Origin of the sequence: Christiangramia qingdaonensis (assembly GCF_048381525.1) — a bacterium.
GTDB lineage: Bacteria > Bacteroidota > Bacteroidia > Flavobacteriales > Flavobacteriaceae > Christiangramia.
The window spans coordinates 149878-167324 of sequence record NZ_JBLWIM010000015.1 but is presented as its reverse complement, the minus strand read 5'-3'; the positions used below and the strand labels follow the sequence as shown (position 1 = coordinate 167324).

At 38.4% G+C, this 17447-nt stretch carries 11 protein-coding genes; 2 read left to right on the top strand and 9 right to left on the bottom strand.

What is annotated here, in order from left to right; genetic code table 11:
• Window positions 1–4: 4 nt before the first annotated feature.
• Both ACNI3T_RS12070 and ACNI3T_RS12065 read right to left on the bottom strand, forming a co-directional pair.
• A complete protein-coding gene (locus ACNI3T_RS12070) occupies window positions 5–1963 on the bottom strand; it encodes an ATP-binding protein (RefSeq protein WP_418228023.1) in 1959 nt (652 codons plus the stop codon).
• A 107-nt stretch (window positions 1964–2070) separates the two neighbouring features.
• Complete coding sequence (locus tag ACNI3T_RS12065; RefSeq protein ID WP_418228022.1) at window positions 2071–4992, bottom strand: FAD-binding and (Fe-S)-binding domain-containing protein; 2922 nt, start codon at window positions 4990–4992, stop codon at window positions 2071–2073.
• 134 nt (window positions 4993–5126) lie between these two features.
• Between ACNI3T_RS12065 and ACNI3T_RS12060 the strand changes: the two genes are divergently transcribed.
• Window positions 5127–5624: a hypothetical protein gene (locus ACNI3T_RS12060; protein ID WP_418228021.1), complete on the top strand. Its 498-nt coding sequence runs from the start codon at window positions 5127–5129 to the stop codon at window positions 5622–5624.
• Between the two features lie 46 nt (window positions 5625–5670).
• On the opposite strand, the gene bshA is transcribed toward ACNI3T_RS12060, so the two are convergent.
• The 7 genes from bshA to ACNI3T_RS12025 all read right to left on the bottom strand — a co-directional run bounded on the left by bshA (window position 5671) and on the right by ACNI3T_RS12025 (window position 14604).
• Window positions 5671–6804, bottom strand: coding sequence for an N-acetyl-alpha-D-glucosaminyl L-malate synthase BshA (bshA, locus tag ACNI3T_RS12055; RefSeq protein ID WP_418228020.1), 1134 nt, complete (start codon window positions 6802–6804; stop codon window positions 5671–5673).
• A 3-nt stretch (window positions 6805–6807) separates the two neighbouring features.
• Complete coding sequence (locus ACNI3T_RS12050) at window positions 6808–9735, bottom strand: glycoside hydrolase family 3 N-terminal domain-containing protein (protein ID WP_418228019.1); 2928 nt, start codon at window positions 9733–9735, stop codon at window positions 6808–6810.
• On the bottom strand, window positions 9735–10220 hold the full coding sequence (locus ACNI3T_RS12045) for an ABC transporter ATPase (protein ID WP_322300196.1): 486 nt from the start codon (window positions 10218–10220) through the stop codon (window positions 9735–9737). The genes ACNI3T_RS12050 and ACNI3T_RS12045 overlap by 1 nt, the downstream gene beginning before the upstream one ends.
• 80 nt (window positions 10221–10300) lie before the next feature.
• Entirely contained in the window at window positions 10301–11092 is a 792-nt protein-coding gene (locus ACNI3T_RS12040; RefSeq protein WP_141877711.1) for a (Fe-S)-binding protein, read from the bottom strand.
• Window positions 11093–11121: 29 nt separating this feature from the next.
• A complete protein-coding gene (locus tag ACNI3T_RS12035; RefSeq protein ID WP_322300195.1) occupies window positions 11122–12462 on the bottom strand; it encodes a (Fe-S)-binding protein in 1341 nt (446 codons plus the stop codon).
• A gap of 7 nt (window positions 12463–12469) precedes the next feature.
• The gene (locus ACNI3T_RS12030; RefSeq protein ID WP_418228018.1) at window positions 12470–13423 is read right to left on the bottom strand and encodes an MlaD family protein; all 954 of its coding nucleotides are present in this window, start codon (window positions 13421–13423) and stop codon (window positions 12470–12472) included.
• Window positions 13424–13479: 56 nt separating this feature from the next.
• Window positions 13480–14604, bottom strand: coding sequence for an N-acetylmuramoyl-L-alanine amidase family protein (locus tag ACNI3T_RS12025; RefSeq protein ID WP_418228017.1), 1125 nt, complete (start codon window positions 14602–14604; stop codon window positions 13480–13482).
• A gap of 186 nt (window positions 14605–14790) precedes the next feature.
• Here ACNI3T_RS12025 and ACNI3T_RS12020 point away from each other — a divergent pair, with 186 nt between their 5' ends.
• A complete protein-coding gene (locus ACNI3T_RS12020) occupies window positions 14791–17439 on the top strand; it encodes a putative LPS assembly protein LptD (RefSeq protein ID WP_418228016.1) in 2649 nt (882 codons plus the stop codon).
• The last annotated feature ends 8 nt before the right edge of the window (window positions 17440–17447 follow it).

Sequence of the window (17447 nt, the reverse complement as noted above, 5' to 3'; positions counted from 1 at the left end):
ATGTTTATTGATTTAGGGGTAATTTAAAAGTAAATTCAGAGCCTTTACCAGGCTCACTTTTCACAAGAATTCTTCCTTGATGTTTTTCTATAATTTCATTTGAAAGATAAAGCCCAATTCCAAAGCCTTCATAAGTTTCATCTTTATTTCCAGAAACTCTATAGAAACGTTTGAATATTTGCTGTTGTTCCTGCAAAGCTATACCTATTCCGTAATCTTTCACACTTACTGCAGCTTGATTATCTTCGGTCCTAAAAACCCTTACCGATACTTTCTTGGTATCGGGTGAATATTTCACTGCATTGGTTATTAAATTCGTAATTACCTGACCTATTCTCTCTTTATCAGCTTTTATTGAGATTTTTTCTTCATGACTTATATCGATCTGCATCTCACGATGAGAAAACGATAGATCTTCAATTACTGTTTCGATCTGTTCATTCAATTGAAAATCGCTTAGCTCAAGAATTAGTTCATTTTGCTCAATTCTACTTAGATCAAGCATTTCAGATATTAATCGAATAAGCCTTTCGATCTGGCTCTGTATTCTATGCAAATATGGTTTAACTGGGATATTCCTGGAATCTGCCTCTACCTTCTCAGGTAATATAGATTGTAACAATTGTATGTAACCTTTAATTGAAGTAACTGGGGTCTTGAGTTCATGACTTACCAGTTTTAGAAAACTTTCCTTTCGCTTCTCATCATCTTTTAATTTCTGAATTTCGGTACAAGAGGATATCCATGAATTTATTACGCCTTCTTCATTTTTAATAGCAGTTGCTCTGGCTAAGTGCCATTTTGGTATTCCATCTTTGTTAAAAATCCGCAATTCGGTCTCAATATCCTGTCCGGTATTCATGCTACTTTCAACAAGTTCACCAATAAACTCCCTGTCTTCATGATATATAAGCGAATACCATGAATCTTTAAGTAATTCATTAGAAGTCTTTCCAGTAAAATTTAACCAGCTATTATTGTAAAATACAGGTTCACCTTCAGCAGTTGTCGTACAAATCTTATGAGGTATGAAATTCACCAGTTCTCTGAATTTCTTTTCACTTTCCCTTATTTTCTTATTTAATAGACCTTGATTGGTTACATCGTGAGCAATTATTGCCACTCCTTCAATTTCTCCAGAGATATTTTTTTGAGGTTGGTAAACGAAATCAAAATAACCAAGCTTTAATGATCCATTTTGCTGATGTAAAAGAGGTCGTTCCTGAGCAATATAGGGCTGTCCATTTTTATAGACATCATCAAAAATTTCAGGCATTCCCTGCCCGATCATTTCAGGTAGTACATTAAATAATGGTTTTCCTTCCACGTTATCACCCTTACCCCAAACATCCTTAATTGCCTGGTTCGCAATTTCCACTATCATGTCTTCACCCTTCAATATAGCTATAAGAGAATTGGAAGAATGAATTAGTTCGCGATACCTAAATTCACTGTTCTTAATTTTTTCATGGTAAATGGCTTTAGGTGTTACTTCCTGAGCAATTACTGCAACTCCTTCTACTTCTCCATTCCTATTTTTCTGAGGTTGATAAACAAAATTAAAATGCGAAAGTTCTCGTTTATCACTTCTGGTAATATAAACTGGCATTTCATAGCCGAATTGAGGTTCTCCAGATTCAAGAACTGTATGAAGTAATTGCTCTAAGCCTAGCTCCCTTATATCAGGATGTACTTCTATGAGTGGTTTACCTAATATACATTTCTCTTTTTGCCAGAATTTCAGAATAGGCTCATTTGCTACCTGAATTACTAGATTTTTTCCTTTTAAAAGGGTAATCATGGAGGGAGAAGAATGAATTAGTTCTCTAAATGAATGAGCTTCGTTTTTTAAGTTTTCATTTTCAGATTTTAATCGTTCATTGGAGGCTAAGAGCTCTGCGATTCTAAGTTCTTTCTCCTTCGACTTTTCTTCTAATTCCTGAATCCGTAAATCCTTATTCATTCCCAGTCAATGCAATAAAATAGTCTGTAATTTTTTCGAACGCTAAATTTAATGTTTTGAACGCGCCACAATATATAATACACAGGCATTAACAAAACTTTACATTATTAAGCAAGAGCTTTATAAAGAATACTCACCGGGTGCTGTGCTATTCTTCCAGTTCCATCTTTAATTTGATGTCTGCAACTGGTTCCATTCGCAGATATGATTGTGCCCTCCTTACTCTTTCTTATAGCCGGAAATAGAGAATTTTCTCCTATACGCATACTGATCTCATAATGTTCTTTTTCATAGCCGAAAGAACCTGCCATACCACAGCAACCTGAAGGAATGATAGTCACCTTATAATTTTCAGGGATATTGAGAATATCGAAAGTTCGGGCGCTATTGGATAGCGCTTTTTGATGACAATGTCCATGAATTTTAATAGTTGCAGCCTCCGTGGTAAACTGATCCTTAAGGATATTACCCGCTGCAAGCTCTTGTTTCAAGAATTCTTCAATTATAAAGCAATTCTCACCAAGTTTCTCGGCTGAATTCTTATCATCTGCCAGTCTTAAATATTCATCTCTAAAACTTAAGATTGCCGAAGGTTCTACACCAAGCAATGGAGTTTCCTTATTAATTAGAGGATTAAAGATTCTAATATTCTCATTGGCCAGTTTCTTTGCTTCACCCAGAAATCCTTTGGAAAGGTAACTCCTTCCGCTTTCAGGATGATCAATAATTTGAACCTGGTAGCTTAACCGACTTAAAAGTCTGAGAGCGTCAATACCTACTTCTACATCAAGATAATTGGTAAATTCATCATTAAAGAGATAAACCGTTTTAAGCGGATTTTGAACTTCAAGTATCTTTTTATTAGCCAGGTAATATTTTTTAAGGGTAGTCTTTCCAACTGCAGGCAATTCTCTTTCTACTGCAACCCCAAGTAGTCTTTTTGCAATTCTGGAAGTAAATTTGTTTTGCATTACAAATCGCGATAAGCCAGGGACTTTTGATGCCATGGCGTTTTGGTTGCTGATTCCTGCGAAAGTTCGATCCCTTAAACTAGGTTTGTTCGATTTGTAATACTGAAATTGAAATTCAGCTTTAAGAGCAGCCATATCCACATTGGACGGACATTCACTTTTACATCCTTTACAGCTAATACACAGATCCAGCACTTCCTTTAGTTCTGGATGATCAAACCTGTTCTCCTTATCTGAATTTGTAAGAAATTCCCTTAAAGCATTTGCACGAGCCCTGGTGGTATCTTTTTCATCCCTGGTAGCTCTGTAACTAGGGCACATGGTTCCTCCCGCTTCTACCGACTTTCGGCAATCACCACTTCCGTTACATTTTTCGGCTAGCTTAAGGACACCTTCAGCATCAGAAAAGTCCATGATGGTTTCGATCTCGGGTTCTTTGCGATCTGGAACATATCTAAGAGAGGTATCCATAGCTGGTGCATCCACGATCTTACCTTTATTGAAAATATTATCTGGATCGAAAGCAAACTTTATATCCTTCAGTAGAGAATACACTTTTCCCCCATACATAAGCTCAATAAATTCTGCCCTCAACCTTCCATCGCCATGCTCCCCACTAAGAGAACCATTGTATTTTTTCACCAGTTTTGCTACATCCAGCGTAATACTTCGGAATAACCCAACATCATCAGATTTTTTCAGATTCAGAATAGGACGCAGATGAATCTCCCCAGCACCTGCATGAGCATAGTAAACGGCTTGCTGATCATAATTCTTCATGATCTCTGTAAATTCAGCAATATAATCTGCCAGTACCGGGATGGCCACAGCAGTATCTTCAATACATGCAACGGCTTTGTGATCTCCCTTCATATTACCCAATAGTCCCAAACCAGCTTTACGCAGATCGAGTGCAAGGTCGATTTGATCACCATACAAAACGGGAAAAGCGTAACCAAGATTGGAACTTCTAAGTGTATTCATTAGAGCTTCCAGTTTCTTTTCAAGTACTTCCTGTGTTTCTGCGCGTAACTCAAGCATCAGGATCGCCTCAGGATCATCTTCTATAAAAAATCTATTCTCACGATATTTTAAATTATCACTGGTACAGTCGAGAATGATCTTATCCATCATCTCACAGGTAAAAAGCGAGTGCTTCATAGCCGGAACTACCGCTTGCATACAGGCATCTATAGAACGAAAATGCACTGCGATCATCGCTTTTTCTGAAGGAGGCAGAATATCAAGCTTTAAGGTGATTTCAGTAATAAAAGCCAGAGTTCCTTCACTACCTGCAATGATGTCGCAAATATTCAATTTTCTATCACCACCCTCGAATACTGCAGTATGCAACAACTCATCAAGCGCATAACCTGTATTTCGTCTATGTAACTCCATTGGAGGAAAATTACTGATGATCGCTTCCCTGTTTACTTCTGAATTAAGTATATCCTGAATTTTACGATAGATATCACCCTCCAGTCCTTTGACCTCTAATTTCTTCTGAAATTCAATTTTAGAAAGATCGCTAAACTCAACTTCACTGCCATCACTTAACAGTGCTTTGATGGATTTGATTCTGTCCCGGGTTGTACCATACTTAATTGAAGTAGTTCCACTGGAGTTATTACCTACCATTCCTCCTATCATACAGCGGTTGGAAGTCGAAGTATTCGGCCCGAAGAAAAGACCATGCCTATGAAGTTTCCGGTTAAGATCATCCCGAATCACTCCAGGCTGTAGAGTTACTGTTTTGCTTTCGGGATCAACATTAATAATATCGGTAAAATGACGTGAGACATCCACAATGATACCATCACCAGTACATTGTCCTGCCAACGATGTACCGGCAGTTCTTGGGATTAATGTAGTTTTATTTTCCCTGGCGAATTTTATAAGTCTTATAAGATCTTGCTTTGACTTAGGTCTGCTTACGGCTAACGGTATTTCTCGATAGACAGAAGCATCAGTCGCGTAAATGGTTTTCCAGAGCTCATCATAGTATAGCTCTCCTTCTAATTCATTTGCGAGCTGCCGCAGGGAATTTTTCAATTTCATACTCAAATTTAGGAAGTTTCAGTTTACCGACTTAACAGAATCTTAATTAATATTAACAATACATTTACTAGCCTTGACGTTCTCATATTGGTAAACGGCATAAATTTGCCGGGATGAATTTAAAACAATCAAACATGAAAAAAGTAGTTCTATTTGCAGCTTTTATTTTTGGAGCTGTATTTCTGAATGAGGCAAATGCACAGCAGATATCTCAAAACGCTCTTGGTTTAAGAGTGGGTGACGGTGGTGGATTTGGTGCCGAGGTTTCATATCAGAGAGCAACAAGCGAGAACAACAGGTTAGAGTTCGATCTTGGATGGAGAAATGACAGCAATTACGATGCTATCAAGCTTGTTGGATTGTACCAATGGGTTTGGAATATTGAAGGAGGTTTCAACTGGTATGCAGGTGCTGGTGCAGGACTTGGTAATTATGATGACAATCGCAGAGGTGATATTGATCGTAATGACGGGGTTTTTGCGTTATTAGCAGGTAACGTAGGGATCGAATATAATTTCGATTTCCCACTTTTACTATCATTAGATTTCAGACCTGAAATTGGATTTTCGGACTATGATGATCACGATGATTTCACACCAGATATTGCTTTAGGTATTAGATACCAATTCTAATTGAATAGAAGATAACAAGAAAAAGGAGCCAATTGGCTCCTTTTTTTTATGATGCTTTAATCAATGCCTTATTGTATAGCTCTTCATACCTGGGAACGATCATATTAATATCGAAATCCCTTGCTGTTTCTCCAGCCTGCCTTTTAAATTTCCTTAAAACTTCTTCTGATTTCAAAATTGATATCGCACTGTTTGCCATTGCGATCACATCACCTACGTCATGTAGAAAACCTGAGAAATTATCTTTATTGACCTCTGGCAATCCCCCTGTATTAGAGGAGATTACAGGGACGGAATGAACCATTGCTTCAAGTGCTGCCAAACCGAAACTCTCCGTTTCAGAAGGTAAAAGAAACAGATCTGAAAAACACAGGATCTTATCAATTTCATTACTTTGCCCCAGGAATAATACTTTGTCTGTTATACCTAAATCGCGAACCAGTTTTTCGGCAGTTTCTCTTTCCGGACCTTCACCAACCATCATTAAGCGCGCACTCACAGACTTCTGAATTTCGAAGAAGATCTTCACAACATCATCTACCCTCTTTACTTTTCGAAAATTACTTACGTGTGTTATAATTTTCTCATTAGATGCCGCCATTAGTTCTCTCTGGCAATCTGTAAATGTTTTCTTCTGAAATTTAGATACATCGATAAAGTTAGGAATAACTTCAATTTTTGTTTTTACTTCAAAATGCCTTAGGGTATCCTCTTTTAGGCTTTCTGAAACTGAAGTAACATAATCACTTTTATTGATACTAAAAGTTACTGCAGGCTTGTAAAATGGATGATTTCCAACCAGGGTGATATCTGTTCCATGTAAAGTCGTAACCATAGGAATTTCAATTCCATCTTCCGCAAGCATCTTCTTAGCCATATATCCGGCATAAGCGTGAGGAATCGCGTAATGAACGTGCAAAAGTTCTATTCCGTAATTCTTTATTACATTTACCAGTTTACTGCTTAACGCAAGCTCATAGGGTTGATAATGAAATAAAGGATACTCCGGTACATTCACCTCATGAAATCTTATGTGGCTGGATATTGTCTCCAACCTTACAGGTTGTTTATAGGTGACAAAATGTACCTCATGACCACGTCTGGAAAGCGCTAAGCCTAACTCGGTGGCTACTACTCCGCTACCACCAAAAGTAGGATAACAAACAATTGCAATTTTCATTAATTAGAAATCTATAGATTCGTATATCACTTTCTGGATCTCAGACCGGATATCTTCCCTGATAAGCTTCCTGTTCGTTGAATCAGGATAAGTTCTGTTTGATAAAAATACATAAACTATCTCTTCTTCAGGGTCGGCCCAGGCGAATGTTCCTGTAAAGCCGCTATGTCCAAAGCTATTCATAGACAAGCAGTTGCAGGTTGGCCCTGAGTTTCCAAGCTGTGGTTTGTCGAAACCTACTCCTCTTCTTACATTCTGCTCACAATAATAGCAGGTATTGTATTTCTCAATGGTTTCTTTACGCAAATATTTCTTCCCGCCGTAAGAACCGCCATTTAGATAGGTTTGCATCAACTTCGCGACGTCATTTGCTGTACTAAACAAACCTGCATGCCCCCCAATTCCACCTTGCATCGCAGCACCCTGGTCATGAACATATCCACGAACAACCTGCCCTCTCCATAATTGATCATTCTCTGTAGGAGCGATTTGCAGGCTATCAAACCTCGTCTTAGGTAAATAACCAGTATAATTCGCGCCAAGGGATTTGTAAAAATGTTCCTGTGTAATATTCTGAAGTGAAGATTCATAATAGCTCTCCAGGTAATACTTCAACAGATAGTATGGCAGATCGCTATATTTATAAGACCTCGTTTTCTCAAGATCACTAAGCCTGATCGTATTAATGATGGTATCTCCAATATCCTTTCTAATAAACATATTATCTGCAACCTGTGTATTGTAAGTTTCAGAAGGTAAAGTGCTATAATAACTGTTAGATAGTTTCTTGGTATCGGGATCAAGCGTAGAAATATAAAATGGGATCCAGGCTTGCAATCGAGCATAATGCATTAACATATCCTGCAACTTGATATTGGATTTATTCGAACCTTTCAGTGAAGGAAGTAACTCACTAAGAGTAGTATCAAAACTCAGAACTTCTTTCTCATCCAATTCCATGACCAGCGGCAGGGTTGCAAGAATTTTGGTAAGGGATGCCAGATCATAAACCGTAGTATCTGTTACAGGTAGCTCTTCATCATAAGTCTGATAGCCAAAATTCTTCTGGTATATTACTTTACCCTGCCGGGCAATAAGTATCTGAGCCCCAGGAGTCATTTTTCCTGAAATAGCATAATTTATAATACTATCGATCTTCTGAAGTTTATAGGAATTCATCCCAACGCTTTCAGGAGTTCCATAAGCTAAGCGATCAACATCCCTAGTATTGAAACCAGTTCCCGCAGGAAATTCATTCTGGATGCTAACCGGAAGCCGACCTTTGGCCTGAGCTGCTCCAAAAATTATCTGACCCACCTTTTTCTGAGCGAGTGGATGATTCTGGTAACCAATTATGATCCCTTCTATATTCGTAAAGCTTTTTACATCAAGCAGCGCATAAGGTCTTGCGAACAGCGCAAGGATCGTTTTATTTTTGCGGGCAATCTCATGCAACCATACCAATTCGTTATTTGAAAATTTATAAGATGCCCACGGACTACTATTCGATTTATGGAAACCAACGATCACACGATCATAGTTTTCCAGTTTGACAAGTAGCGAGGCCAACTTATCTGCCTGAACCCAATCAACTTTCGAATATTTTTTTAACTGCTGAAGAAAAACGCTACCATCATCGTCCCCAAAGTTCACATAGGCTATGTTCTCTTCTGAAAGATCTTTAACCGGAACTACAGCTTTATTGTTTTTGATAAGCGTTGCAGCGTTTTCATAGAGCTCTTCCAGTAAAGCTTCATCACGCGAGGTGTATAATTCTTCTATCAGGAAATTTGTACTAATCGGTTTAAATTCATGAAGACCAGCTTTATACTTAGCGTATAAAATTTTCTTTACTGAAAGTGCCAAACGGCTTTCGCTAATAGTACCATCATTTACCGCATCCATGATACTTTGAGAAGCTCTGCCAACATCTTCACTCATTAGCAGGATATCATTTCCTGCTTTAAATGCATCAAGATCAACTTCACCTGGTTCCGAATTTCTCGAAACACCTTTCATGTCAAGTGCATCAGTAAAAATGAGACCGTTAAAACCAAGCTCTTTCTTCAATATATCTGTAATAATATCTTTAGATAAAGAGGCAGGTTTGCCATCTGTAGGCTCTAAATCAGGTACATTGAGATGGGCTACCATAATACTACTAAGCCCTTCGGGAATTAGTTTTTTATAGGGATATAGTTCTACGCGTTCAATCCTTTCCGCGGAGAAATTGATCGTTGGTAACGTCTTATGCGAATCGGAATCTGTATCGCCATGACCTGGAAAATGTTTTGCGCTGCTAAGTGCTCCTTCGCGGTGCATACCTCGCATAAAAGCAAGAGATTTTTCAGTGACATTAAATTTATCTTCCCCAAACGATCTATTTCCTATAATTGGATTGTCTGGATTGGTATTTATATCCACTACAGGGGCAAAATTAAAATGTACACCCAATCTCTTAGTTTGCTTGGAAATAGCTGCACCAGCTTCCTCGACCAGTTGATTATCCTGTATGGCGCCCAGTGTCATATTCCATGGCAGTGCAAAAGTGCTGTCAAGTCGCATGGCAAGTCCCCATTCAGCATCCATTCCAATTAGCAAAGGAACTTTAGACATCTTCTGAAACTCATTGGTTAACTGAGCCTGTTTTACCGGACCTCCTTTGGAAAAAATAAGTCCGCCAATATGATTTTCAGCAATGAGTTTGCGAATGGTATCGGCCTCATGATCATTTTTGGACCAGATACTAGCCATAAATAATTGACCAACTCTTTCCTTAAGATTCATGGAGTCATACGTACTATCCACCCACTGCTTTTGAGCCGCATGATCTTTGGTGAACAATGGATTTTTTACCTGGGAAAAAGCACCAAGACTGTAAAATAAAAAGAGTAAAAGTGGTAATTTGAGGGACAGGGTTCTCAATATCATTATTTCATGAAGCGTTTATGCCAGCTCTCAGAAGCAGGTACTTCCCATTCTGTAAGATATTCGGCTTTGGTATTAACGAGGTTGTTGAATACGATTGTATTCATGGACACCGCTTTATCCTTTGCCATTTTTCTGAAATCGGTAAGTGTTTTATAAGCAACAAAGTCTCCTTGTTTATAGGAAACATTCATTTTATCGAGAAGATCAACGTTATAGTCTTTCTCCAGCTGCTGAATGAATTGCACGGAAGAATCTATAGAACAACCTGTTGCAGCATTCAATTTTTGATCCAGAGCTATTGTAATAAATCTTTTGTACTTGATATCGTAGGAAGCCTTGAGATCTCCTCCATGTGCTGTCCATCTTTCAATGAACTGGTCTAATCTTGATGAGATCTCCTGTAATTCCTCTTCTGTAAAAGATCTGTTGGCTTGATAAATCCAAACTCTTGAATCTTCTGAAAGGCTATCAAATGGTACTAACATAGGCTAAATTTGTATTCACACAAATCTAATTGATTTAGCCTTGGAGTCAAATAGAGACTGGTCTTTTAACTTTTAGAATTTTAAAGTTCGTCTGCGCTGGCAATCATCTCAGCAACATCCATTACCTCGATACTATCTTCTTTTTCTTTATTCTTAACCCCATCTGTCATCATGGTGTTACAAAATGGACAACCCGCAGCAATTATTTCAGGTTTCACTTCCATAGCCTGTTCTGTACGCTCGATGTTTACATCCTTGTTTCCTGGTTCAGGTTCCTTGAACATTTGCCCTCCTCCGGCTCCACAGCATAAACCGTTTTTTTTGCACTTACGCATTTCCACAAGCTCAACTTCAAGCTTACGTAGAAGATCACGTGGTGCTTCATATTCATTATTTGCTCGACCTAAATAACATGGATCATGAAAAGTAATTCTCTTTCCTTTAAATTTTCCACCTTCAACTTTTAACCGACCTTCATTCAAAAGATCTTTTAAAAACTGAGTATGATGCATGACCTCGTAATTCCCGCCAAGAGCAGGATATTCATTTTTGATGGTATTAAAACAGTGAGGACAGGCAGTAACCACTTTTTTGATCTCATAACCGTTCAACACCTCAATATTTGTAGCAGCCTGCATTTGAAAAAGAAATTCATTTCCGGCTCTCTTTGCAGGATCCCCGGTGCAGCTTTCCTCGGTCCCAAGAACAGCAAAGTCAACTCCCGCCTTGTGCAAAAGTTTTACAAATGCCTTGGTTATTTTTTTAGCACGATCATCGAAACTTCCCGAACAACCAACCCAGAACAGAACTTCAGGCTTTTTGCCTTCAGCCATATATTCGGCCATTGTAGGTACTTTGAGTGCTTCCGCCATATTATCGATCTTTATAAAATTCTAATGTATTAATTTTCTTTAGCCCAGTTCAAACGGTCCATCTGGTTGTAAGGCCATGGTGCACCATTGTTTTCGATGTTTGTCATCGCTATGGATAATTCATTAGGAGCGGCACTTTGCTCCATTACCAGGTATCTTCTCATATCCAGAATAATGGATAAAGGATCGATCCCAACAGGACAGGCCTCTACACATGCATTACAGGTAGTACATGCCCATAGTTCTTCTCTAAGTATATAGTCGTCCAGTAATTGCTTCCCGTCATCTTCAAACTTTCCGTTCTTGGTAACATTCTCACCTACTTCCTCAAGCCTGTCCCGAGTGTCCATCATGATCTTTCTTGGAGAAAGCTTTTTCCCGGTTTGGTTCGCAGGACATTCAGAAGTACATCTACCGCATTCTGTACAGGTATAGGAATTCAGCAATTGAACCTGATTGAGATCAAAGACATCTGAAGCTCCAAACTTTTCCGGCTCTCCTTCATCCTCGCCTTCCGCAGGAGCTGCAAAAGGATCGGCATTTGGATCCATCATTAATGCTACTTCCTTCTGAACTGCTTCCAGATTATCCATTTTCCCCTGAAGACTCAGTTTTGAAAAATATACATTCGGAAACGCCAATAGAATATGTAAATGTTTCGAGTAGTATAAGTAATTCAGGAAGAATAGAATTCCAAGAATATGCAACCACCAGGCAGCTCTTTCAATAATAATAAGAGTCGCATTGCTCATTCCGTCGAAAAGAGGAAGCAAAAACTGGCTTATTGGAAAGCTACCCATTATACCAGCTTCTGAAGCGTAATGATCTGCTCCATTCATTTGCAGTTGATAGTCTGTAGCATTCATGATAAGAAATAATGCCATTAGCACCATTTCAAAATACAGGATATAATTTGCATCATTCTTAGGCCATCCTTTCAATTCACGACCAAGGAAACGGTAGATGTTAAGTGCATTTCTACGTATCCAGAAGATTACTACTCCAACAAATACGAGGAAAGCTAAGATTTCGAAACTTGCAATGAGAACATCATAAGTACCACCTAAAAAAGAAAAGATTCTATGAGTACCAAAAATTCCGTCGATAACGATTTCGAGAACTTCTATATTTATAATAATAAAGCCCACGTAAACGATAATATGCAGAAAACCAGAAACCGGTCTTTTTACCATTTTGCTCTGCCCCAAGGCTATTCTGGCCATTTTGGCAAATCTTTCTCCACCATTATCAGTTCGATCGATTTCCCGACCTAATTTGATATTACGAATAAGTCTTTTAATATTTCTGGCGAAAAAGCCAACGCCCACTAATAGAGCGATCACAAATAGTATTTGCGAAACAATTTGCATGATAGATTTATTTTAAGGAATCTTCCGGTTCTTCATAATCTCCAGCTTTCTTACCGAAAACTGAGAAATGAACGTAGCGCTTTGGATTAAGTTTGATATCCTGTAGGAGTTGTTCTAGCTGTTTGGTTGCCTGATCCAGGTTATTATACACAGCATCATCATTAATCAATTTCCCTGCGGTTCCTTCCTTGCTGTTCAGTTTATTTGAGATTCCTTCAAAATCTGCAATTACCTTTTCAAGATCTGAGGTGATCTTGCCAATATTCATGGTGGATAATGTATCTGAAAACTTATTAAAGTTTGTAGACATTTCATCAAGATTCGTAAACGTTCGATCGATCTTGGAACTATTTCCTTTTACTATACCCTGAAGCTCATCTGCGGTTACTCTAAATGAGGATACGGTAGCATCAAGATTTTTAAAAGTACCACGAATATTATTCCTTGTAGAGTCATCAAGGATTTCTGTAATGGCCGTTAACATCGAATCTGCACTTGTGATCGTGTTCTCCAGTTTATTCTGTAAAGGCGTCAACTTATCATTCACTAGTTCCATGATCCCTTCCTCCTTGTCTCCCTGAAGTGTATCACCAGACACAGCCCATTCAGATTTTTGGTCATAATTTGGAACAATAGCCAAAGACTTTCCACCTATGATGCTTCCACCATAAATGTTCACCTTACTATTTTTCGAAAACTTGAAATCATTCTTTACAGTAAAACTTACTACAAGTCTACCTGAATTGTCTTTGAACTCTATGCTGCTTACCTGACCAACTTTAAGACCGTTGATGGTAACTTCAGAAGATGGTGAGAGTCCTTCTACATCATCATATTCAGCATAAAAAATTCGATTCTGGGCAAGGAGGTTTTCTCCCTTGAGAAAACTATAACCAAACAATAAAATAACTATCGCCACGATAGCTAGAACGGCAGTTTTTACCTCTCTGGAATATTTCAAAAGCAATTTTTTAAGTGAATACGCACAAATTTAGAAATAAAAATAGAAAAGCTCTTCTATTTTAGCTTTGATTTTAACGCATCGTTAAGCGTTATTTTTTCCTCATTCTTAAAGGCTACGATATAACTATCTGTGTATCCACTTTTTACTGCCTCGCTGTGCATTCTCTGGATCTTTAAATAATCTGAAGTTGCTCCATAGTAATACTTATAAAGTTTTCCTTCTTTCTCCCTGCTAACATTCTTCATGCCTTTAAAATTATAAGGCTTAGTATCCAGTTTTTTTGAACCGGCCGCCAGCTGCACCCTAAACAACACATCTTTAAAGACCTGAGATTCTGGTAAAACTCCTTCATCTACTGTTCCTTTAAGTTGACTTACAGCCACTTGCTCCAGGGTATTTAAATTAATGGTTTTACTATAATTGAGAATAGCATTGGTAATTGCCCGGGCCATATCATCCTTCCCTTTTGAACTATTTAGATAAGGTCCCTCCTGGTTATTTGTAAGGAACCCAGTTTCTACAAGAACGCTAGGCATGTAGGTTTGATGTAGCACAATAAGTCCCATTTGCTTAACTCCCCGATTCTTTCTCTTCAATGTATTTGTAAATTCCTTCTGAACAAGATCTGCAAGCAAGATACTTTGATCCAGATATTCTTCCTGCATAATTGTAAGACCTATGGTAGATTCAGGGGAATTAGGATCATATCCAGCATAAGTAACTTCATAGTTATCCTCGAGATAGATCACCGAGTTTTCCTTTTTTGCCACTTCAAAATTAGTCTCATTTCTATTAAGTCCAAGCACGAAAGTTTCGGTTCCTGAAGCTTGTGAATTATGAGAATTACAATGTACAGATACAAAAAGGTCTGCATTCGCTTCATTGGCAATTCTGCCTCTCTCGAATAGCTCTACAAACACATCAGACTTCCTGGTATACACTACCTTTATATTCTTATACTTTTCAAGCTCGGCACCAATCTTCAGAATTATACTTAAAGCAATATCCTTCTCCTTAAAACCATTACCCATGTTACCAGGATCTTTCCCACCATGACCAGCATCCAGAACTACTACAAATTCATCCAGGTTAGGAGGAATTTCAGCAGAAAAAGTTACCGTTGATGTAATAAAGAAAAGGCTTGTGAATACGAAAAGATTAAGTAAGTTCGTTCTCATAGAAAGCTAACGCTTGTGTGGGGTGAATATTTTATTGCTATTTTTCCTGCAGTCTCAAAACTCAGCTAAAAAAATATATGTAATTTTGGATTTGCAAAAAGCACGCCAATCCGTACAAAAATAGCACTTAAAGCATTGCAAACAAATATCCCCAATACACTTTTTTGCTTAGTTTTCACGCTATTTATGACCTCACTTTTGCATGCGCAGGAGATTGGAAATAACTCGATCCCTGTTGAAAGTCAGAAGGATAGTATAGCTCCCACAGTTACACCTGAAGAGATCGCCCAGAACTTGCAGGTTACCGATACCGTTAAGCAGGATTCAGTCAAAAAGCCCCAGTTTATTACCGATGTTGTGGATTATAGCGCCAAAGATTATATGCGCTTGAGTCCAAAAGAAAATAAAATCTACCTGTATAACGAAGCAAAGATCGTCTATGGTGATATGACCATAGAGGCTGGACTCATCGTTATCGATAATAATAAGAATGAGTTTTTCGCCTATGGAATTGAGGATTCCCTTGGAGATTATATCCAAAAACCTATTTTCACCCAGGCAAACAGAAAAGTAGAGCCAGATTCACTTCGGTTCAATTTTGATACTGAAAGAGCTTTGGTTTACAATTCCCGAACCCAGGAAGCCGACTTTAATGTAAAAGGTATGGTCACCAAACGGGAAAATGATTCGGTTTACTTTATGAAGAATGTTCGGTTTACCACTTCTCAGGATGTAGATGACCCAGAGTATTTCTTCTATGCGAGGAAGATCAAGTTCGTACCTGAGAAGAAGATCGTGACCGGACTCGTAAACATGTACATTGCAGATGTTCCTACTCCTCTAGGACTTCCTTTTGGTTATTTTCCATTAACAGATGAGGAAACTTCAGGTTTTATTATTCCGTCGTTTGGAGATTCCCAGTATGGTTATAACCTTCAGAATGGTGGTTATTATTTTGCTATTAGCGATTATGTGGATCTACTGGCTTTAGGTAGTTACTACACTAACGGTTCTTACACCCTAGAATTTTCATCCAATTACGCTAACAGGTATAAATATCGTGGAAATGCGAGAGTAAGGTTTGAAAAGTTATTCACGAGCGAAAGAGGTTTCCCCGACTTTGCCGAGAGATCCAGCTATAACATTCAGTGGTCTCATAGCCAGGATCCAAAGGCTAGTCCAAATTCCAGATTTTCAGCTTCTGTAAACTTAGGGAGCAGCGAGTATTATGCAGAATCCATCAATCAGGCCAACACAGGAAATTACCTGAATAACGAACTAAACTCTTCGGTTTCATACAGTAAGACATTTCCCGGTGAACCTCAGGTGAATTTGAGTCTGGCCGCGCGTCACTCCCAAAATACCAGAACTAATTCGGTGAATCTTAGTTTACCAACTTTACAATTGAGTATGTCTCGTATCTATCCTTTAGCTCCAGCTTCTGGTAGTAAAAAAGGTTTTATTGAAAATATTAACCTTCAGTATAATTTACGGGCAGAGAACCAGATCAATACTGCCGATTCACTTTTCCTTACTCCGGAGATGTTTGATGATGCAAGGCTGGGCGCACAACATAGTATTCCGCTAAATACGAACTTTAAGCTTTTTAAATATTTAAGTGTTTCCACAGGTACCAGCTATGAAGAAACCTGGGTTTCCAGAACTTTTGAAAGATCCTATGATCCTGTGCTGGATGATGTCGTGATTGATACGATCAAAGGTTTTGACTCTTATCGTACTTATAATTTCAATACAAGCCTTGGAACTACATTATATGGTATTAAAAACTTCGGAAAAGATAAAAAAGTTCAGGCGATTCGTCACGTCATGAGACCTTCGGTGAGTTATAATATCAACCCGGGTTTTGACCGGTTTTATGATCAGTTTGTCCAGGAATCTGAAGATGAAAATGGAGAGATCATTGAAGATATTGTAGATTATTCAAGGTTTGACGGTACTTTATATGGAGCACCCGGAAGAAATTTTTCCAGTTCTTTAGGCTTCAGCTTAAGCAATACCATTGAAGCCAAGGTTAGGTCGAAAGATAGCACCGCGATAGAACCTGAAAAGATCACTTTACTAAATAACTTCAGTATAGGAACAAGTTATAACCTTGCGGGAGACTCCTTGCGCCTGTCCCCTATTTCACTTCGTGGGTCCATTCCGGTGATCAAAAATAAACTGGATATTAACTTTGGAGGAAATTTAGATATATACGCTCTGAATAATAATAACCGTAGGATCGACAAGCTGAATATTGAGAACGGCGGAAGCTTATTTCGACTAACCGCGGGAACAGTGAACTTTGGTTATTCTTTTTCTAACAAGGATTTTGAAGGCGTTGAAGAGGAAGAAACCGATGATATGGACAATGAAACCTATAGAAATGGTGGACGTCCTGATGATCTCTTCGGAACAGGAATGGGCGAAGATGGCCGTCTTTTCGATGAAGATCCTTTCGAAGGTGAAGAGGAGGAGAACGAAAATGGATGGTACAATTATAACATACCATGGGATGTTCGTGTAGCTTATGCTATGAATTATACGAATTCTGCCCGACAGAATACCGTATCTGCTCATTCATTAATGTTTAATGGAAATATAGAAATCGCACCAAAGTGGAAAATTGGAGCCAGCACCGGTTACGACCTTGTGAATAGCGGTGTTACTCCTACTCAATTACGTTTTCAACGTGATCTCGATAGCTGGTTGATGAGTTTTAGCTGGGTTCCTTTCGGACCTAGAAAATCATGGAACTTCCTGATAAGGATAAAGGCAAGCGTCTTAAGTGATATAAAATACGAAAAGCGACGGGATCGAGATAGAACTTTATAAAATACTGA